Origin of the sequence: Algihabitans albus, assembly GCF_003572205.1 — a bacterium.
GTDB lineage: Bacteria > Pseudomonadota > Alphaproteobacteria > Kiloniellales > DSM-21159 > Algihabitans > Algihabitans albus.
The window spans coordinates 711,830-729,823 of sequence record NZ_QXNY01000003.1; the positions used below are offsets into that span (position 1 = coordinate 711,830).

19 protein-coding genes are annotated in these 17,994 nt (G+C 64.3%); 10 read left to right on the forward strand and 9 right to left on the reverse strand.

Annotated elements, in window-relative coordinates:
* Nucleotides 1-28 precede the first annotated feature (28 nt).
* On the reverse strand, nt 29-517 hold the full coding sequence (locus DBZ32_RS09890) for a DUF1178 family protein (RefSeq protein WP_119166951.1): 489 nt from the start codon (nt 515-517) through the stop codon (nt 29-31).
* A gap of 219 nt (nt 518-736) precedes the next feature.
* On the opposite strand from DBZ32_RS09890, the gene DBZ32_RS09895 reads away from it, so the two are divergent.
* On the forward strand, nt 737-1,189 hold the full coding sequence (locus tag DBZ32_RS09895) for a class I SAM-dependent methyltransferase (protein ID WP_235830124.1): 453 nt from the start codon (nt 737-739) through the stop codon (nt 1,187-1,189).
* Between the two features lie 34 nt (nt 1,190-1,223).
* On the opposite strand, the gene DBZ32_RS09900 is transcribed toward DBZ32_RS09895, so the two are convergent.
* The 3 genes from DBZ32_RS09900 to DBZ32_RS09910 form a co-directional block, all read right to left on the reverse strand.
* Entirely contained in the window at nt 1,224-2,078 is an 855-nt protein-coding gene (locus tag DBZ32_RS09900; protein ID WP_119166953.1) for a carbon-nitrogen hydrolase family protein, read from the reverse strand.
* Nucleotides 2,075-2,341, reverse strand: coding sequence for a glutaredoxin 3 (grxC, locus tag DBZ32_RS09905; RefSeq protein ID WP_119166954.1), 267 nt, complete (start codon nt 2,339-2,341; stop codon nt 2,075-2,077). Before grxC ends, DBZ32_RS09900 begins: the two co-directional genes overlap by 4 nt.
* Nucleotides 2,342-2,443: 102 nt before the next feature.
* Nucleotides 2,444-3,226, reverse strand: a complete 783-nt coding sequence (locus DBZ32_RS09910; protein WP_235830125.1) for a ComF family protein — start codon at nt 3,224-3,226, stop codon at nt 2,444-2,446.
* Between the two features lie 38 nt (nt 3,227-3,264).
* Between DBZ32_RS09910 and DBZ32_RS09915 the strand changes: the two genes are divergently transcribed.
* Nucleotides 3,265-4,197 (forward strand): methyltransferase domain-containing protein, encoded by a 933-nt coding sequence (locus DBZ32_RS09915; protein ID WP_119166956.1) that lies wholly within the window; start codon nt 3,265-3,267, stop codon nt 4,195-4,197.
* Nucleotides 4,198-4,248: 51 nt separating this feature from the next.
* Here DBZ32_RS09915 and DBZ32_RS09920 read toward each other — a convergent pair whose 3' ends face one another.
* From DBZ32_RS09920 to DBZ32_RS09935, 4 genes are all read right to left on the reverse strand, one after another.
* Complete coding sequence (locus DBZ32_RS09920) at nt 4,249-4,554, reverse strand: ribbon-helix-helix domain-containing protein (protein ID WP_119166957.1); 306 nt, start codon at nt 4,552-4,554, stop codon at nt 4,249-4,251.
* A gap of 126 nt (nt 4,555-4,680) precedes the next feature.
* Complete coding sequence (gene mutT / locus DBZ32_RS09925; RefSeq protein ID WP_119166958.1) at nt 4,681-5,139, reverse strand: 8-oxo-dGTP diphosphatase MutT; 459 nt, start codon at nt 5,137-5,139, stop codon at nt 4,681-4,683.
* A gap of 5 nt (nt 5,140-5,144) precedes the next feature.
* Entirely contained in the window at nt 5,145-6,377 is a 1,233-nt protein-coding gene (argJ, locus tag DBZ32_RS09930; protein ID WP_119166959.1) for a bifunctional glutamate N-acetyltransferase/amino-acid acetyltransferase ArgJ, read from the reverse strand.
* A 21-nt stretch (nt 6,378-6,398) separates the two neighbouring features.
* Nucleotides 6,399-7,268 (reverse strand): peptidylprolyl isomerase, encoded by an 870-nt coding sequence (locus DBZ32_RS09935; RefSeq protein WP_119166960.1) that lies wholly within the window; start codon nt 7,266-7,268, stop codon nt 6,399-6,401.
* Between the two features lie 307 nt (nt 7,269-7,575).
* Here DBZ32_RS09935 and secA point away from each other — a divergent pair, with 307 nt between their 5' ends.
* The 6 genes from secA to DBZ32_RS09965 all read left to right on the forward strand — a co-directional run bounded on the left by secA (nt 7,576) and on the right by DBZ32_RS09965 (nt 15,984).
* On the forward strand, nt 7,576-10,341 hold the full coding sequence (secA, locus tag DBZ32_RS09940; protein WP_119166961.1) for a preprotein translocase subunit SecA: 2,766 nt from the start codon (nt 7,576-7,578) through the stop codon (nt 10,339-10,341).
* 176 nt (nt 10,342-10,517) lie between these two features.
* Nucleotides 10,518-11,261 (forward strand): TerB family tellurite resistance protein, encoded by a 744-nt coding sequence (locus DBZ32_RS09945; RefSeq protein WP_119166962.1) that lies wholly within the window; start codon nt 10,518-10,520, stop codon nt 11,259-11,261.
* Between the two features lie 213 nt (nt 11,262-11,474).
* Nucleotides 11,475-13,334: an ATP-binding cassette domain-containing protein gene (locus DBZ32_RS09950; RefSeq protein ID WP_119166963.1), complete on the forward strand. Its 1,860-nt coding sequence runs from the start codon at nt 11,475-11,477 to the stop codon at nt 13,332-13,334.
* Complete coding sequence (locus DBZ32_RS09955; RefSeq protein WP_119166964.1) at nt 13,331-14,221, forward strand: DMT family transporter; 891 nt, start codon at nt 13,331-13,333, stop codon at nt 14,219-14,221. Before DBZ32_RS09950 ends, DBZ32_RS09955 begins: the two co-directional genes overlap by 4 nt.
* On the forward strand, nt 14,221-14,913 hold the full coding sequence (locus DBZ32_RS09960; protein WP_119166965.1) for an N-acetylmuramoyl-L-alanine amidase: 693 nt from the start codon (nt 14,221-14,223) through the stop codon (nt 14,911-14,913). Before DBZ32_RS09955 ends, DBZ32_RS09960 begins: the two co-directional genes overlap by 1 nt.
* A gap of 102 nt (nt 14,914-15,015) precedes the next feature.
* The gene (locus tag DBZ32_RS09965) at nt 15,016-15,984 is read left to right on the forward strand and encodes an ArsR/SmtB family transcription factor (RefSeq protein WP_235830126.1); all 969 of its coding nucleotides are present in this window, start codon (nt 15,016-15,018) and stop codon (nt 15,982-15,984) included.
* Between the two features lie 42 nt (nt 15,985-16,026).
* Here the strand turns inward: DBZ32_RS09965 and DBZ32_RS09970 are convergent, their stop codons facing one another.
* Complete coding sequence (locus DBZ32_RS09970) at nt 16,027-16,224, reverse strand: hypothetical protein (protein WP_119166966.1); 198 nt, start codon at nt 16,222-16,224, stop codon at nt 16,027-16,029.
* A gap of 506 nt (nt 16,225-16,730) precedes the next feature.
* Between DBZ32_RS09970 and DBZ32_RS09975 the strand changes: the two genes are divergently transcribed.
* Nucleotides 16,731-17,351: a TetR/AcrR family transcriptional regulator gene (locus tag DBZ32_RS09975; protein ID WP_119166967.1), complete on the forward strand. Its 621-nt coding sequence runs from the start codon at nt 16,731-16,733 to the stop codon at nt 17,349-17,351.
* Between the two features lie 145 nt (nt 17,352-17,496).
* Nucleotides 17,497-17,898: a DUF2852 domain-containing protein gene (locus DBZ32_RS09980; protein ID WP_119166968.1), complete on the forward strand. Its 402-nt coding sequence runs from the start codon at nt 17,497-17,499 to the stop codon at nt 17,896-17,898.
* The last annotated feature ends 96 nt before the right edge of the window (nt 17,899-17,994 follow it).

Genomic DNA, 17,994 nt, shown 5'->3' on the forward strand with positions numbered 1-17,994 from the left:
AGCGGATTCGCTATAAACGATAGCAGGCTCAGGCGTCGCCGCGAGAAATCCAGGGAATCCGCGCCACCTCAATCCCTTCTTCGCTCAGAGCCTCCGCTTCCTCGCGGCTGGTCTCACCGTAGATTCCACGCGGTTCCGTCTCGCCATAGTGGATTTTGCGCGCTTCTTCGGCAAAGTCGGAGCCGACATGACTGCAGGAGGCCTCAACGATCTCGCGGAGTTCGAGCAGTTTGCCGCGGAGCTTCGCTTCGTCAGGACCCGCCTTGGAGACGGCTTGGACCTCGCCCCTGTCGGTGGCCAGAACATCGGGTTCGCCGGGGGATGTTTTGCCATCCGCCGGCATGACCTCTCGGGACGCGCCGATTCTCGGGGCCATCACCGCCTTGCGCACGCTCGCCGAACCGCAAAATGGGCAGACAAGCTCCCCGTTGCCAGCCTGCGCATCGAAGGCAGCGCTGTTCTGAAACCAACCCTCGAACCCGTGGTCCCGGTCGCACTGAAGGGCATACTTGATCATTGAACCGAACCCGATTGGCGCTTGCAACTCTTGGCTGCTAAAGCATAGATGCTGCCATCGGTGCAATCGACAAGTCCAAAGACGTCAGGCCCGTCGGCGGCAGAGCTGGGCTCAAAACCACCAATATAGGATAGGAAGATACTCTCTCCGCATCACTCCGGCCTTTCACCATCGGCCTGGATCTGCCGCTTCGCTTCCTCCGTGCCACGCGGCGGCCCCGTGCTCGACCTCGCCTGCGGTGGCGGCCGGCATGTCCGTCTTTTTCTGGCACGCGGTCACGCCGTCACGGCAGTCGACAAGGACCTTTCGGGTCTATCGGATCTTCGGCAGGCGACGGCCCTGGAGATGCTGGAGATCGATCTGGAAGATGGCCGTCCCTTTCCACTGGCCGGCCGGCACTTCGCGGCCGTTGTGGTCACGAACTATCTTCACCGTCCGCTGTTGCCCACCCTGGTCGAGGCCGTCTCTCCCGGTGGTCTGCTCCTCTACGAAACCTTCACGGCCGGCAACGAGCGCTTCGGCCGGCCGAGTAATCCTGACTTTCTCCTGGAGCCCGGCGAACTACTCCGGATCGCCCGAGGCCGTCTGCGGGTTCTATCCTACGAAGACTTGGAGGTCACCGCACCGAAGCCGGCTTGCATACAAAGGATTGCGGCGCTTCGAGAGGTGTGACACGAGGCTCAAGCGTGCGTACCACGGTGCCTGTCTACTCCCCCGCCTGCCGTAGCAGTCGCGCATCCGGCAGCGCGAAGTCGCGGTCGTGGTCGAGAGAAGGAACCATGCCGCGCGCCTCGACCACCTTGGCCAGGTCGACCTCGGCCGTCACAACACCCGGTGCGTCACCGCCATCCGCGAGAACTTCGCCCCAGGGCGCGACGATCAGGCTGTGGCCGTAGGTACGGCGCCCGCCTGCGTGCTCGCCGCATTGGGCGGGCGCGATCACGAAGCAGCCGGTCTCGATCGCCCGGGCGCGCAACAAAACGTGCCAGTGAGCCCGACCGGTGAAGTCGGTGAAGGCGGCAGGGACGGTCAGGACCCCGGCTCCGGCCTGAGCCAATCCGCGGTAGAGCCGTGCGAAGCGCAGATCGTAGCAGACTGTCATACCCAGCTTGCCCCAGGGCAGATCGGCCAGAACTGCCTGTGCACCAGGACGGAAGGTCGCCGACTCCCGGTAACTCTGGCCATCCGGGATATCGACATCGAACATATGGATTTTGTCGTAGCGTGCCGCGATCTCGCCCGATGGCGCGAAAAGCAGGGAGCGATTGGCGCAGAGGCTGTCGGTCAGTTTGACGGTCAGCGAACCGATCAGCAGCCAGATCCCCTGCTTGACGGCGATCTCGGCGAAGGCGGGGATGGCCGGGTGGCTCGCCTCAGGGCGAGCCTCCGCCAGCACACGCGCCTTGTCCGGCTCGATCTGGGTCGTATTCTCGGGCGTCGCGACGAAGCTCGCGCCTTCGCCGGCAGCCTGGGCGATCAGCGCACCGGCATCCGCGATATTCGAGTGCAGGTCCCGGCCGGACGTCATCTGCACGCAGGCGGCGCGAAAAACCGCGGTCATGTGGCCTGCCCGAGCAGAAGCGGGTCGAGCTTACCCTCGGCCTCCAAAGCATAGAGCTCGTCGCAACCGCCGACATGATGGCCGTCGATAAAGATCTGCGGCACGGAGGTACGCCCGCCGGCGCGCTCGACCATCTCGGCCTTACGCTTGGGATGAGTCAGCACGTCGATCTCGTTGAACTGCTGCTCCTTCTGCTTCAGCAGCTTCTTGGCCCGATAGCAGAAGGGGCAGAAGAGATTGGAGTAGACCTCGATTTTCGCCATGGGACCTCCAAAATTCCCGGAAGCACCATGATATGGGTAATCGACGGCAATTGTCAGGGCGCTGTGGGTCAAAGGTGAATTTCACCGGCCTTGTGAGGTGAATCACCCCTGTTGCGGGCGCACCGCCCGCGCCAAGGTCAGCACCTCGACACGCGCCGCGCCGGCCCGCTTGAGGGCACGGGCACAGGCCTCGAGCGTGGCGCCGGTGGTCAGCACATCGTCGATCAGCAGGATACTGGCACCCACCACCTGACCGGAGCGGCGCGGTGCGACCGCGAAGGCACCGCGCACGTTGAGACGCCGCTGCCCACGGCTGAGCCGGCCCTGGCTTGGCGTGTTGCGCCGGCGCAGCAGCAGATCGGGCACCACCGCTTTACCGCTCAGCCGCCCGAGCTGGTGCGCCAGAAGAGCGGCCTGATTGTAGCGGCGGCGCAACAGCCGCCAGCGGTGCAGCGGAACCGGAGCGATCACATCGCAAGCTTCGAGTTGTACCGCCCCGGCCCGCGCCATCCAGCGTGCGAAGGCCGGTGTCGCTTCGGTTCGATCCGCATGTTTGAAGCGCAGCACCAACGAGCGCGACCCCTCGTCGTAGCGCATCACCGCGCGGGCACGGTCGTAAGCCGGCTGTTTCCGAGCGCAGGCGCCGCAGACTGCATCCGGTCCCGGGTCAACTTCGAAAGGCAATCCGCAACTAGCACAGAGCGGCGGCGCGATGAAATCTACTGCCCGCCAAGCCGCAGGGCTCAGTTGACCGGGCCGGTCGACCGCTTCGTTGGTGACCAGGCAGCGTGGCGGCAGCAGGGCATCCAATACCAGCCGGCCCAAGGCCTTCGCAGGGATCGCCGCCGCCTGCACCAGCCGGGACAAGCGCTCCCCGCCTTTCACGCTTGGCCTCCGGCACATCCTGAGCCATATCCGGTTCCATGACAGACACGATGCAGGTCTTCGACCGGGCGGCGGTGCGGGCCCACCGCGAACGCAGTGCGGCGCGCTGGCCAGACCATGACTTCCTGAAGCGTGAAGTCGCCACGCGGCTGCTCGACCGGCTGCGCGACGTCAACCGTGACTTCGCCTCCGCGCTGGATCTCGGTTGTCACGGTGGCACCTTGGCGGAACTTCTGCCCAGTATCGGCAAGGTGGAGCGGCTGGTGCAATGCGACGTCGCACCGGCGATGGCGCGACGCGCGTCGACCGCTGGCTGGCCGGCCCTGGCAGCCGACGAGGAAGCCTTGCCCTTTGCGCCGCGAAGCTTCGACTTGGCGCTTTCGGTTCTGAATCTGCACTGGGTCAACGATCTGCCCGGCAGCTTGCTTCAGCTCAATCGCTGCCTCAAGCCGGACGGTCTCTTTCTCGGCGCCTTGCTGGGTGGAGAGAGCCTGCACGAGTTGCGGGTTGCGCTGATGGAGGCGGAACTGGAGCTGACCGGCGGCCTCTCGCCGCGGATCAGCCCCTTTGCCGAAGTGCGTGATTGCGGCGGCTTGCTGCAGCGCGCCGGCTTCGCTTTGCCGGTGGTCGATCAGGACGAGATCACGGTGACCTATGCCGACCCTTTCTCCTTGCTGCGCGAACTGCGCGGCATGGCCGAAACCAATGCCGTTCGCGAGCGGCGGCGTGGTCTTGCGAGTCGAGCGCTCTTTGCTCGCATGGCGGAGGTCTACGCTGAACGCTTCGCTCGGCCGGACGGCCGTATCCCGATCACGTTCCAGGTTCTCTATCTGACCGCCTGGGCACCGCATGAGACCCAGCAGCAGCCGCTGCGCCCGGGAAGCGCCAAGACACGTCTGGCAGAGGCCTTGAACACCGTCGAAAAACCGGCCGGCGACAAGGCAAATCCCGGAACCAAAGCAGGATCTTAGCCGCTTCGGCGTGCAGACAGTCAACGATGCGGCCAACTGGGAGGCGGCCGACTAGAAGGACGAGGAGGCATGGCTGGCCTCGCGATGTCCCTGTTCGGTGGCAGCTTCCCGAAAGTAGGCAAGCAGGAAGACGCGAACCGCGGCGGTCAGAGAGCCCTCGGGACGGCGCGTGCGATCGATTTCGCTGCAGAGGACAGACGGGGTCATCGTCTCGCGGTTGCAAACCTCCGCGAAGGCGTCCCACATCGCCGGCTCAAGCCGCAGCGAAGTGCGCCGACCGCGCACCGTCACGTTACGGCTGACCAACGTGCTGTCGGTTCGTGGCTCTGTGCGCGTTTCATCGCGGTACCGTTGCATGCACGCCTACCGCCCTCTGCTATCCGAGATAGCGTTAGCCTTGCGCGCTCGTCCTATGCGAGCAAGCGACCGATAGCTGCATAAAGTTAAATATTTTTCACTTAAAGCGATAACACGAAAACAGTCTCACAAGAGGTCGCGCAACAGCGGAATCAGCGGTAGATCGGCAGGCGGCATCGGGTAATCCGCGAGCCGTACCGGGACGACCCAGGCAAGCTGCTGTCCCTCGCGCGCCTCTGGCCGCCCCTTCCAGACCCGGCAAGCGAACAGCGGCATAAGCAAATGAAAGTCGTCGTAGCCGTGGCTGGCGAAGGCAACCGGAGCAAGACAGGAGTTTTGCGTCTCGATCGCCAATTCTTCCCGGAGTTCGCGCACCAGCGCAGCTTCCGGAGTTTCGCCAGGATCGACCTTGCCGCCGGGGAATTCCCACAGCCCGGCCATCGACTTGCCGGGGGGGCGCCGGGCGATCAGCACCCGGCCATCCGGATCGACCAAGGCGGCCGCAGCGACCAGAATGATCGGTTTGCCTACGGACTGCGGCGTCTGCGCCTGCCAGCAGCCGACCAGGTCCTCCTGCGCCTCCATCGCCTTCAGCTCCGATAGTCGGCGTTGATGTCGATGTAGCCATGGGTGAGATCGCAGGTCCAAACCCGCGCCGCGCCCTCGCCAAGGCCGATCTCGATCCCGATCTCGATTTCCCGGCCCTTCATGTGGTCGGCGACGGGTGCTTCGTCGTAGTCGGGTACGCGCTCCCCTTCGCGGGCAATGGTGATACCGCCGATGGAGATTGCCAAGCGGTCGCGATCGACCGCCTCGCCCGACTTGCCCAGAGCCATGACGATACGCCCCCAGTTGGCGTCCTCTCCCGCGATGGCGGTCTTGACCAGAGGCGAATTGGCAACCGCCAGGCCGATACGCCGGGCCGCGGCATCGTCCGTCGCGCCCTGCAGGGAAATAGTGATGAACTTCTGCGCACCCTCGCCGTCCCGGGCGACGAGCTGGGCCAACTCGGTCATGAGAGCCTCCAGCGCCACGGCGAAGCCGGCAAGACGCGGGTCGTCGGCGTCGGTCGCGTCGCAAGCACCGGCCGCGCCGGTGGCGAAGAGCAGAACGGTATCGCTGGTCGAAGTGTCACCATCGACGGTGACGCAGTTGAAGGAGCGATCCGTCGCGCGAACCAGCAGAGACTGCAGGACGTCCGGCCGCAGACCCGCATCGGTCGCGACGAAAGACAGCATAGTCGCCATGTCCGGTGCGATCATGCCGGATCCCTTTGCGATCCCGACCAGAGCGATCGGGTGGCCGTCGATCTCGCAGCGCCGCGTCGCCGCTTTGGGAAAGGTGTCGGTGGTCGTGATGGCGCCGGCCGCTCTGGCCCAGTCCAGCTTGCCCAAATCGGCCGCCGCCGTGCCGATGGCCGCGACCAGACGGTCGTCCTGCATGGGCTCGCCGATCACCCCGGTCGAGGCGAGAAAGACCTCGCCTGGAGGGCAGTTCAAGGCTTGGGCAACCGCTTCGGCGGCGCGCTCGACACTGACCCGGCCGCGACGCCCTGTGAAGGCATTGGCATTGCCGGCGTTGACCAGCAGCGCCGTCGCGCGTCCCGCCGGGAGATGAGCCTTGCACCACTCGACGGGCGCGCCCGGAGTCTTCGAACGCGTCAGCACGCCGGCGACGCTGGCGCCTTGCGGAAAGTGAAGCAGCAGAAGGTCGTCCCGCCCCCGATAGCGCAGCCCGGCAGCCTGGGCGACGCCACGCACCCCGGCAACGGACGGAAGCTCAGGCAGACGGTCCGGCGCGAGCGGAGATCGGGCCAGCTTCATCGGCCTTCTCTTGGACGCCGACTACTCAGCAGGCGGCGTATCGCCGGGCCCGGCCGGCGCCTCCGGCTCGACCACCTCGATCTCGGCGCCACTGCGCAACTCGGCCAGATGCGCCTGGATCGCCTCCTGTTCGAGCTGCTGGCGCAGCTGCGGCTCCAGGTCTTCCATGCTCGGGGGTTCGTTGGTTCTCTTGTCCTCGACCAGAATCACGTGCCAGCCGAACTGAGTCTGGACCGGTTCCGGCGTATAAGCCCCCGACTCCAGGCCGAAAGCGGCATCGGCAAAGGGGGCCACCATCTGCCCGCGCTGGAAGTAGCCGAGATCGCCGCCGTTCTCGCCGGTCGGACCAGTCGACTTCTCACGCGCCAATTCAGCAAAATCGGCACCGCCGTCCAGCTGGCCGATGATCTCTTCGGCCTCGGTCTCGCTCTCGACCAGAATGTGGCGCGCCCGCAATTCCTCCGGCGGATTTTCTTCCAGGTAGGTATCGTAAGCCTGCTGGAGTTCTGTCTCGGTCACGGCGTCTGCGGCCAGCCGTTCGAGGTAGGTCTGACGCATCACGTCACGCGCGATGACTTCGACCTGCTGCTCCACCTCTGGATCCTCACGGAGCCCCGCCTGCTCCGACGCCTCGAGAATCAGCTCCAGGTCGATGGTGCGCTCGATCATCGCGGGCATGTTGGAATAGGCCTGCATCTGCACGTTCTGCGGCAAGCGGCCGATCATCTCCAACACATCGGAGACCCGGATCTCGGCGCCGTTTACCACGGCAACGACCTGATTTTCATCGTCGCCGGACTGCGCCTGCGCAGCCGAAGTAAGGGCAAGCTGAGCGGTAGCGGCGAGAAGCACGGCAATGGCGGAGACCGCGACGCAGCGAAAGACAGACATTCGGAACTCCCGATTCGGGTCGATTGAGCCTCCCTAGCGAGGCCCAAGTCTGGCAATGCCGGCAAAATGGCCCCTTTAAGGGAGTGCGGCACCATACAGCAGCGCCTTTGCGGCGCAAGTGCGGCCGTTCGCCGAGGCCTCGGGGCATGCCCAGCGCCGCCTGTTACCCTGGGCCTTTCGTTGACAGGCCAAGCGGTGGCGCATATCTGTCAGCAGCGGACAGCCGCGCCAGTGCCAGGGCCTTTTCACGCGCGCCTTGCCGGACCGGCGGCCCGTTTGTTGCGCGTAATCAAGGACCCCCGACCGAATGCTCCAATCGTTCGCCAAGCGGCTCTTCGGGTCCGCCAACGACCGCCTCGTCAAGTCTTTGCGGAAAGAGGTCGAGCGGATCAACGCGCTCGAGCCCGAGTACGAGGGACTCAACGACGAACAGCTCGCCGCCAAAACCGTCGAGTTTCGCTCGCGTCTGGAAAAGGGCGAAAGCCTGGATGCCCTGCTGAGCGAAGCCTTCGCGGCCGTGCGCGAGGCTGCCAAGCGTACCCTCGGTCAGCGTCATTTCGATGTGCAGCTGATCGGCGGCATGGTGTTGCACCAGGGTGACATCGCCGAGATGAAAACCGGCGAGGGCAAGACCCTGGTCGCCACTCTGGCGGTCTATCTGAATGCGCTGGCCGGCAAGGGTGTTCATGTCGTCACGGTCAACGACTACCTAGCTCAACGCGACAGCCAGTGGATGGGAGCGATCTATCGTTTCCTTGGCCTCGACGTCGGCTGCATCGTGCATGGCCTGACCGACGTGGAACGCCGCGCCGCCTACGCGGCCGACGTAACCTACGGCACCAACAACGAATTCGGCTTCGACTACCTGCGCGACAACATGAAGTTCAGGCTGGAGGACATGGTCCAGCGCGACTTCAATTTCGCCATCGTCGACGAAGTCGACTCCATTCTGATCGACGAGGCGCGCACGCCGCTGATCATCTCCGGCCCGGCCGAGGACTCGAGCGAGCTCTACCGGGCGACCGACAAAGTCGTACCGCGACTTGAGGAAGAGCACTGGGAAAAGGATGAGAAGGCGCGCTCCGTGACGCTGACGGACAGCGGGACCGAGCGAGTCGAGGAGATTCTGACCGAGCTCGGGATGATGGAAAGCGGCTCGCTCTACGATGTTCACAACATCGGCTTGCTGCACCACGTCAATCAGGCGCTGCGCGCGCACAAGCTCTTCAGCCGCGATACCGACTACATCGTCAAGAACGACAAAGTCGTGATCATCGATGAATTCACCGGCCGCATGATGGAGGGCCGACGCTACTCCGACGGTCTTCACCAAGCCCTGGAGGCCAAGGAAGGTGTCACGGTTCAGATGGAGAACCAGACGCTGGCCTCCATCACCTTCCAGAATCTGTTCCGGGCCTATCCCAAGCTGGCCGGCATGACCGGCACGGCCATGACCGAGGCCGACGAGTTCCGCGAAATCTATGACCTCGAGGTGATCGAGATCCCGACCAACAGGGCCGTCGCACGGCTGGACAACGACGACGAGGTCTATCGCTCGGCCCGCGAAAAGTACGAGGCAATCTCCAAGCAGATCGAGGAGTGCCGCGCCCGCAAACAGCCGGTGCTGGTGGGAACCGTCTCGATCGAGAAGTCGGAGTATCTGGCCGACCTGCTGAAGAAGAAGCGCATTCCGCACAATGTCCTGAATGCCCGCTACCACGAGCAGGAGGCTTTTATCATCGCCCAGGCCGGCGCGCCCGGCGCGGTGACCATCGCGACCAACATGGCGGGCCGCGGCACCGACATCCAGCTGGGCGGCAACGTCGAGATGAGGATTCGGCAGGAAGCCGAACCCATCGAAGACGAAGCCAAGCGGCAGAAGAAAATCAAGGAGATCGAGGCCGAAGTCGAAGCCAATCGCGAGGTCGTCAAGCAGGGCGGTGGACTGTTCGTGCTGGCCACCGAGCGGCACGAAAGCCGACGTATCGACAACCAGCTGCGCGGCCGTTCCGGCCGCCAGGGCGATCCCGGCGCCTCCAGCTTCTTTCTGTCCCTGGAAGACGACCTGATGCGCATCTTCGGTTCGGAGCGCATGGAATCGATGCTCAAGCGCCTGGGGCTTGAGGAAGGCGAGGCCATCACTCACACCTGGGTGAACAAGGCACTGGAAAAAGCGCAGTCGAAGGTCGAGGCGCGGAACTTCGAGATTCGCAAGAACCTGCTCAAGTTCGACAACGTGATGAACGACCAGCGCAAGGTCGTCTTCGAACAGCGCCGCGACCTGATGCGCGCCGAGGATGTTCAGGAAGCCGTCTCGGAAATGCGCCAGCAGGTGGTCGACGACCTGGTAAAGCGCTGTATCCCCAAGGAAGCCTACGCCGAGCAGTGGGATATCAACCTGCTGCATGAGGAGGGTCTGCGCCTATTCGGTCTGGACCTTCCGGTGCACGACTGGGCCGCCGAAGAAGGTATCGCCGATCAGGAAATCCGGGAACGTCTGAGCAGAACGGTCGACGAGAAGATGGCGGCCAAGACCGCCAACCTGGGACCGCAGATCATGCGTACTGCGGAGAAGCACGTTCTCCTGACCGTGCTGGACAAACAGTGGAAAGACCACTTGCTGTCGCTCGACCATCTGCGTCAGGCCGTCGGACTGCGCGCCTACGCACAGCGCGATCCGCTCAACGAATACAAACGCGAAGCCTTCGAACTGTTCGAAGAGATGCTCTCGCAAGTTCGCGAGGAGACGGTATCCCTTCTCGCACGTATCGAAATTCGTCCGCAAACGGCCATCGAGCAGCTTACGCCGCCGCGCCCTTCGACCAAGATGGTCGAGGGACGGCAAGATCCGGCACTGGCGGGTACGGCACCGGGTGCCGAAGCGGAGATGGCGCTCGCCGGCAATGCGCCTGGCGGCAGGGCCGCAGACGTGGCTGAAGCGCCGCGCCCGCAACAGGCCGCGACCCGCTCGGATCCGAACGACCCCGGGACCTGGGGCAAGGTACAGCGCAACGCGCCCTGCCCCTGCGGATCCGGCAGGAAGTACAAGCACTGCCACGGCAAGATTTCCTAGTGTGCGTCACGCTTCGCCTCTCGGAGCAAGAGAGACCCAAGGCACTGAAAAGACGTCCCGAAGACAACTCCAGCGCTTGCCCTTCGCCGGTCGGCCGGGGGATGATACGACTGGGAACGTCATAGAGACGCCCAAGCGCACGGCGTTCGGCGAGACGGGGCAGCGAACCGCAAAGTATGTCGATCTGGGGTAAGATTATCGGGGCTGGAGCCGGTTTCGCGGTCGGTGGCCCCTTAGGCGCGCTGATCGGCGGGTTGGCCGGTCATGCCGTCGACGTGATGCGAAACCAGACAGCCGAACAGGCCGAGGGGCAGCCACCAGTCGACGGCACCAAATCGATCGCCTTCACGATGGGCGTGATCGTCCTCGGCGCGAAGATGGCCAAGGCCGACGGCCGTGTCACACCCGACGAGGTCGCAGCCTTCAAGGAAGTCTTCCGAGTACCCGCCGACGAGATGAAGAACGTGGGCCGGATCTTCAATCGCGCGCGCAAGGACTCGGGCGGCTTCGAACCCTACGCCCGGCAATTGGGCGGCATGTTCCGCGAGAATCCGGCCGTGCTGGAGGAACTGCTCGACGGACTGTTCCACATTGCCCGAGCCGACGGACAGGTCTCAACCGAGGAGGTCAGCTATCTCGCGGCGGTTTCCCGCGAGTTCGGCCTTTCCGAAACGACCTGGAACCGCATCCGCGAAGCCAACATGGGCCCGGATCAGGGCGATCCCTATACCATTCTGGGCGTCGCGCACGAGGCCGGCGAGGACGAGATCAAGGCCGCCTATCGACAGTTGGTGCGCGAGAATCACCCCGACCGCCTGGTTGCCCAGGGCTTGCCCGCCGAGTTCGTGGAGCTGGCGAACGAGAAGCTGGCCACCATCAATCAGGCCTACGAAAAGATTCGGAAGGCCAGAGGCTTCTAGACCGGAGAGTGATCAGTCGGACCGACGTTGTGGGTCCGGGGCTTGCGTGAGGTCTGGTCTCGAGTCCGTTAATGAGAGTGTATCGACCGCGATCGCCGGAGTCGCTCGGCGATTCCAGACGATCGCAATTCGCTCTAGAAAAACCCGGCGCAACCGCGCCATGCGGAAAGCCGACTGGCCGAAGATGCGGCCAGGTTGCTATCTCTGCGGACGATGGCCGTACAACCTCCTCTCATTGCCCTGAAAGGTGCCCGCCTGGGATTCGGCGGGCGACCCTTGTTCGAGGGCCTGGACTTGGCGTTGGCGCGGGGCGAGCGCGCAGCGCTGGTCGGGCGTAACGGCAGCGGTAAGTCGACGCTTCTGAAGGTCCTCGCCGGGCTGGTCGAGCTGGACCGCGGCGGGCGCAGCCTGCAGGCGGGCACGCGCATCGGCTATTTGCCCCAGGCTCCCGCACTGCCGGCCGAGGAGAGTCTTCTCGACTACGTCGCGGGAGGCTTGTCACAGGACGATCCGGCCGGCCGCGCGCTTGCCGAGGCGGCGTTGGACCGTCTGTCTCTGGATGGCGCAGCCAGGCTGGGAACCCTGTCGGGCGGCGAAGGCCGGCGGGCAGCTTTGGCCCGCGCTCTGGTAACCGAGCCGGACCTGCTGCTGCTGGATGAGCCGACCAACCATCTCGACCTGCCGACGATCGCCTGGCTGGAAGGTGAGTTGGCTCGTTTTCGCGGCGCACTGCTGGTCATCAGCCACGACCGCACCTTCCTGGCGAACCTCTCCAATCGCACGCTTTGGCTGGACCGCGGCAAGGCACATCGGCTGGACAAGGGTTTCGCGGCCTTCGAAGCCTGGGCCGACGAGATCCGCGAGGCGGAGGCCCGGGATCTGGCCCGTCTGGGCAAGAGCATCGAGCGTGAGGAGCATTGGCTCCATCGCGGCGTGACCGCCCGCCGCAAGCGCAACATGGGCCGCCTCGCGCGCCTGAAGGATCTGCGCGCGAACCGCGCCAGCCTGTTGAAGGCGCAAACCGGTCAGGTGGCGATGGCCGCCGCGCAAGCCGGCAGCAGCGGCAAGCTGGTGATCGAAGCCGCGCATCTCGGCAAGGCCTACAGCCAGCCGGACGGCACGGTCCGTCCGATCCTCCGTGATTTCTCGACCCGCATCCTGCGCGGCGACCGAATCGGCGTGGTCGGCCGCAACGGCGCCGGCAAGACCACCCTGATCAACTTGCTGCTCGGCCGTCTCGATCCCGATAGCGGAAGCCTGCGCCTGGGTACCAACCTGGAGATCGCGATCTTCGACCAGCGCCGTCAGAGCCTCGACCCCGAGAAGACGCTCTGGCAGACGCTGGCGCCCGATGGCGGCGACTCTCTGATGGTCGGCGGGCGGCAACGTCACGTCGTCGCTTACCTGCGCGATTTCCTGTTCGAGGAAAGCCAGGTCAAACAACCGGTCAAGGCGCTTTCCGGCGGGGAAGCCAACCGTCTGCTACTGGCGCGCCTGCTGGCCCGGCCGTCCAATCTGCTGGTCTTGGACGAGCCGACTAACGACCTGGACATGGACACGCTCGACCTGCTCGAGGAGGTGCTGAGCGACTACCAGGGCACGCTGATCCTCGTCAGCCACGACCGGGATTTCCTGGATCGGCTTTGCACCTCAGTGATTCTGTTGGATGGCGCCGGCGGCGCCGGAGAATATCCCGGGGGGTTCAGCGACGCCGTCCGTCAGGCCGGCGGTCTGCCGGATGCGCGCCCTGGAGCGCAGATCGGGTCAGGGGCACCGGCCAAAACCGCCAAGCCTAAACCCTCAAGCAAACCGAAAAGCAGTGCCGGCGGAAAGCTTTCCTATAAGGAGCAACGCGAGCTCGACGGCTTGCCGACCCGCATCGCGGCCTTGGAAACCGAAATCGCCCGGCTCCAGACGGCCCTGGCCGATCCGGAGCTCTACGGCCGCGACCCCGAGGGCTTTCGCAAGGCCAGCGATGCGCTGGCGACGACAAGCGAGGACTTGGCCAGCGCTGAAGAACGGTGGTTGGAGCTGGAGCACAAGCGCGAAGTCTTGGCGGCGGGCCCGGCATGATCCACTTTGCCATCGCGCCGCGCGATGTGGCGGCCTTCGTGTTGGTCATGGCGATCTGGGGCTTCAACTTCGCCGTCGTCAAAACGGCGCTGGAGACTTTCCCGCCGATCTTCATGACGGCCCTGCGCTTCGCCATGGTGGCCGCCGTGCTGCTGCCCTTCGTCGCGATACCGCGCGGTCACTTCCTCGGCGTCTTCCTGGTTTCGGTAACCCTCGGCTTTCTGCACTTCTCGCTGATGTTCACGGGACTGGACGGCATCGACGCCTCGACAGCAGCCATCGCGATCCAGTTGCAGGTTCCTTTTGCAGCCTTGTTGGCCGCCTTCGTATTCGGCGACAAGCTCGGCTGGCGGCGGGCTCTCGGGATGGCAACCGCCTTCGCGGGAGTCGCCGTGATCGCCGGCGAACCGCGGATGGCGGGAAGCTACCTGTCGCTCGGCCTGGTCGTCACGGCCGCCATGATCTTCGCCATCTCCAACATTCAGGTTAAGAAGCTCGGTACCCTGAACGGCTGGACCGTCGCCGGATGGATGAGCTTTTTCGCGGTACCTCAGCTGTTCGCCGCTTCCCTCCTGTTGGAGGACGGCCAGATCGAAGCCTTGCGAGCAGCCGACTGGTTAGCCTGGGGCTGCATCGTCTACAATGCCATTGTGGTCATGGTCATCGGCTACGGCCTTTGGTACCGGCTGCTGCGCCGCTACGAAGTCAACACAGCCATGCCCTTTACCCTGCTGGTGCCGCTGTTCGGCGTGATGACCGGGGTGCTGGTGCTTGGCGAGACGCTGGACCTGAGCTTGATCCTTGGCGGGCTGCTGACGATCGTCGGTGTCGGTATCATCATTCTGCGCCGACCGAAGGTCGTCGCACCGGAAGCGGATCGCGTTTGATGGTCGCGCTGATCGACCGCCCCTCACCCAACCACGATGCCCGCCCGGAGCGTGGTGGGGAGCCCTGCCCGCCCGACTTGCTGCTGCTCCACTACACCGGCATGCAGACGGGGGAGGCGGCGCTGGAGCGGCTCTGCGACCCGGCTGCCAAGGTCTCCGCCCACTACCTTGTCGAGGAGGACGGGCGCGTTTTCCGCTTGGTCCCCGAACATCGCAGAGCCTGGCATGCCGGCCTGGCAGCCTGGGCCGGCGAGACCGATGTCAACGGCCTCTCTCTGGGCATCGAACTTGTCAATCCCGGCCACGAGTTCGGCTACCGCCCCTTCCCGGAACGACAGATGGCGGCCCTGATCGAGCTTCTTCACGTGCTGAAGGCAAAGTACAGCATTTCCCCTGCCCGCGTGATCGGGCACTCCGACGTCGCGCCGCGGCGCAAGACCGATCCGGGCGAGCTGTTCGATTGGCCCCGGTTGGCGAAGGAAGGCCTGGCCCGGCCGGTTCCAGCGCCACATCAGGTAAGACCGGACCCAGCCGTGGCTCAGATACAGTTCACGGAATTGGGCTACGGCTTCCTGGACGAAGACTTCGAAGCCGTGGTGACGGCGTTCCAGCGGCGCTTTCGTCCTGCCGCGGTGACCGGCGCGTTCGACAGCGAAACCGCCGGAATCCTGGCAGCCCTGGCCGACAGCTAAGGCCGGACCTCTCTGCTGCATCGCAACATGCTTATATGCTGATTTGCTGCGCCGCTTGCCTTAGATTGTACGCAATCCGGGAGCCAAGGGCAGTGTAGAGCGGTGAACGAGACCCTCAATCTCGAAGGCATGATGCGCGAAGCGCGGGCGCTGGCGGACTCGACCCGTCTGCGCATCGCAAACCTGCTGGCCCGCGCTCAACTCAACGTCACCGAGCTCTGTTCGATCGTCGGGCAGTCCCAACCGGGCATCTCCCGCCATCTCAAGATTCTCGTCGAAGCCGGCTTGATCAGTCGCCAACGCGACGGAAACTGGGCTCTCTATCACCTACCGCCACAGCAACTCCGGCGCACCCTGGCCGGCGACCTGATCGCGCGGCTCGATCCGGCGGACACGCAGATCGCGCTCGACCTCGCGCGGCTGGCTGAGGTGCAAAGTCAGCGGGCGGCGCAGGCACAGGCTTACTTCCGCCGGGCCGCTGGCGAATGGGATTCAATTCGTCGACTCTACATCGACGAGGCCAAGGTCGAGGCGGCGTTGCAGAGGCAACTCCCAGCCGGCCCCCTAGGCGAGATCGTGGACATCGGAACCGGGACCGGTCGCATCCTCGGGCTCTTGGCCGAACGCGCCGAGCGCGGGATCGGTATCGACACCAGTCGCGAGATGCTGTCGGTCGCTCGTGCCAACCTGGAACGCCAAGGACTGCGCAACGTCGAAGTTCGGCACGGGGACATGGCACAGCTGCCGCTGCCGAGCAACGCCTTCGATCTGGCAACCCTGCACATGGTACTTCACTACGCCGCCGACCCGGCCCGGGCTATCTCGGAAGCCGCCCGCGTCCTACGGCCAGGCGGTCGCCTGCTGATCGTGGATTTCGCTCCTCACAAGGAAGAACGGCTGCGCGCCGAGCATGCACACCGTTGGCTCGGCTTCGCCGACGGCGCAATTTCCGAATGGCTGGCTGGCGCACATCTCGGAGGGACCCGGAGCGAACAGCTACCAGCCGATCCCCTCACGGTGATCGTCTATCTCGCGACCAAAGACAGTGTCGCCATGGCGCAAGCTTCCTGACGCTCGCAAGACCGCTCAAAAACGAGTCAAAAGCGAACGGTTTTAGCTCGCAACACGCAGATCGTTGCGCTCACCAGCCCACCAGTGGACGAGGTAAATCGCTTCATCCGCCGCCAGATCCGGATGCGCGCGCAACAAGGCATCCGTCATACGACGCAAGCGCGTCCGGACGTCAGGCGCATTTGCCAGCCTTGCATCGAGTTCGCCCAACTCGGCCGCGTAGTCGGTCATCCGTACCATCAGCCTATCCCCATTCAGTGACCCGCATCCCTGCGCTTCATGCGCCGGACCGAAACTCCCCGACATAAAGTTATCTTACGAAAGCACTAAAGCTTACCAATAAAAACATCGACATACCTCATAAGCTGCAGCGCCCGCCGATGGAACTAACATTTTTGAGGTATTAACCTGCAATCCAGACAAGGCTCTGATTCCAGACGAAAAAAAGATCCACAGGCTGATAACGCCGCGCAGACATACGGGAAAGCTTCCGGGCGACCCGGCCCTCAGGTCGGCGCAGAAAAGCGGCACGATCCCCCGCCTCACAGCCGACGCAGTGCCGGATCAAAGCCGATTTGGTCGGTTGCAGCCGAGTCGCGCGCGCCACCGCGACCGCCCACGGACTGCCCATTTTCCCGTCTTTCGCCCTATCCGGTCCAATGCCGGATGGACGGGACTGTCGTTGCCGCTGATGTAAATCCGCTTTACATGAAGCGACAATCGCAAGCTCGGAGTCGGAAGGGCGCATGCCACGTCGGAGCTATCACCACGGCAACCTGCGGGAAGCGCTGGTTCAGGCGGCGCTCGGCTTGATCGCGTCCAAAGGGCCGGCCGGCTTTACCTTCGCCGAAGCGGCCCGCTCCGCCGGCGTCAGCCCGGCCGCTCCCTACCGTCATTTTCGCGACCGGGACGCCTTGCTCGCGGATGTCGCACATCAGGGCTTCGAACGCTTCGAAGCCTTTCTCGCGACTGCCTGGAACGACGGGCGACCCGACGTGCGCACGGCCTTCAGCAATCTGGGCAAGGCTTACCTGGCTTTTGCGCGCACGGAGCCCGCTTACTACTCGGCGATGTTCGAAGCCGGCATTTCGACCGCCGAGCATCCCGAGTTGCGCAAGGCGTCGGATCATGCCTTCGCCATCGTTCGCACAGCCTCCGAGGCCCTCTGTGCCAGCCTGCCCAGGGAGAGCCGTCCGCCGGCATTGATGATGGCGCTGCACGTCTGGGCCACGTCGCATGGCATCGCCTCGCTGTTCGCGCGCGGCGATACGAGCCGACGCAGCCTGCCGATGACCCCGGAAGACCTGCTCGAGGCCGCGATGCTGATCTACTTGCAGGGTCTCGGTCTCGATAGCGCTGCCTCTTGAGGCACCCGCCGCGGGTTTAGCCCTGAGCGAAAAAAGCCGGGCAAAAGGAAAAACCGAAGCGCTGATCTCTTGAAACGTTTGCGCGCCCCTCCAATCTATGTGAATGTCAATAACATTAACATTAACTCTACCTGGAGCATGCGGCATGGATATCGCAGCGAAGCTCGACGGCTTCGGGAAGCCCGCTTGGATCGCCGTAATGGTGCTGGGCTTCATTCTTTTCTGGCCAATCGGATTGGCCCTTCTCGCATATATGATCTGGAGCGGACGCATGGGCTGTTGGAAACGAAACGGGTTTGGGGAATTCGGCAAGGCCCGCGGCCGCTGGTATGGACTCGACAGCCGCAAGGGTTCGAGCGGCAATAGAGCCTTCGACGAATACCGCGAAGAGACTCTGCGGCGGCTCGAAGACGAGCAGCAGGAGTTCCAAGACTTCCTCGAACGCCTGCGTCATGCGCGCGACAAGGCGGAATTCGATCAGTTCATGGCCGACCGCCGCAGCCAAGGCGACCAAGGCTCCGGAGAGGCGCGGCCGCAAGAGGGCTGAGCAGGAGACTGCAAATCGGAGCGGCGACAGAAAAAGGGGCCGAGCGGCACTGCCGCCCGGCCCCAGGTCATTGCCGCAACGGTCTGCCGGACCCGC

Coding starts and splice junctions, on each gene's coding strand:
- DBZ32_RS09960 (WP_119166965.1), top strand. CDS start 14,221: ATGGTCGCGCTGATCGACCGCCCCTCACCCAACCACGATGCCCGCCCG.
- DBZ32_RS09900 (WP_119166953.1), bottom strand. CDS start 2,078: ATGACCGCGGTTTTTCGCGCCGCCTGCGTGCAGATGACGTCCGGCCGG.
- argJ (WP_119166959.1), bottom strand. CDS start 6,377: ATGAAGCTGGCCCGATCTCCGCTCGCGCCGGACCGTCTGCCTGAGCTT.
- DBZ32_RS09975 (WP_119166967.1), top strand. CDS start 16,731: ATGCCACGTCGGAGCTATCACCACGGCAACCTGCGGGAAGCGCTGGTT.
- DBZ32_RS09920 (WP_119166957.1), bottom strand. CDS start 4,554: ATGCAACGGTACCGCGATGAAACGCGCACAGAGCCACGAACCGACAGC.
- DBZ32_RS09935 (WP_119166960.1), bottom strand. CDS start 7,268: ATGTCTGTCTTTCGCTGCGTCGCGGTCTCCGCCATTGCCGTGCTTCTC.
- mutT (WP_119166958.1), bottom strand. CDS start 5,139: ATGGAGGCGCAGGAGGACCTGGTCGGCTGCTGGCAGGCGCAGACGCCG.
- grxC (WP_119166954.1), bottom strand. CDS start 2,341: ATGGCGAAAATCGAGGTCTACTCCAATCTCTTCTGCCCCTTCTGCTAT.
- DBZ32_RS09890 (WP_119166951.1), bottom strand. CDS start 517: ATGATCAAGTATGCCCTTCAGTGCGACCGGGACCACGGGTTCGAGGGT.
- DBZ32_RS09945 (WP_119166962.1), top strand. CDS start 10,518: ATGTCGATCTGGGGTAAGATTATCGGGGCTGGAGCCGGTTTCGCGGTC.
- DBZ32_RS09970 (WP_119166966.1), bottom strand. CDS start 16,224: ATGGTACGGATGACCGACTACGCGGCCGAGTTGGGCGAACTCGATGCA.
- DBZ32_RS09915 (WP_119166956.1), top strand. CDS start 3,265: ATGACAGACACGATGCAGGTCTTCGACCGGGCGGCGGTGCGGGCCCAC.
- DBZ32_RS09955 (WP_119166964.1), top strand. CDS start 13,331: ATGATCCACTTTGCCATCGCGCCGCGCGATGTGGCGGCCTTCGTGTTG.
- DBZ32_RS09980 (WP_119166968.1), top strand. CDS start 17,497: ATGGATATCGCAGCGAAGCTCGACGGCTTCGGGAAGCCCGCTTGGATC.
- DBZ32_RS09950 (WP_119166963.1), top strand. CDS start 11,475: ATGGCCGTACAACCTCCTCTCATTGCCCTGAAAGGTGCCCGCCTGGGA.
- secA (WP_119166961.1), top strand. CDS start 7,576: ATGCTCCAATCGTTCGCCAAGCGGCTCTTCGGGTCCGCCAACGACCGC.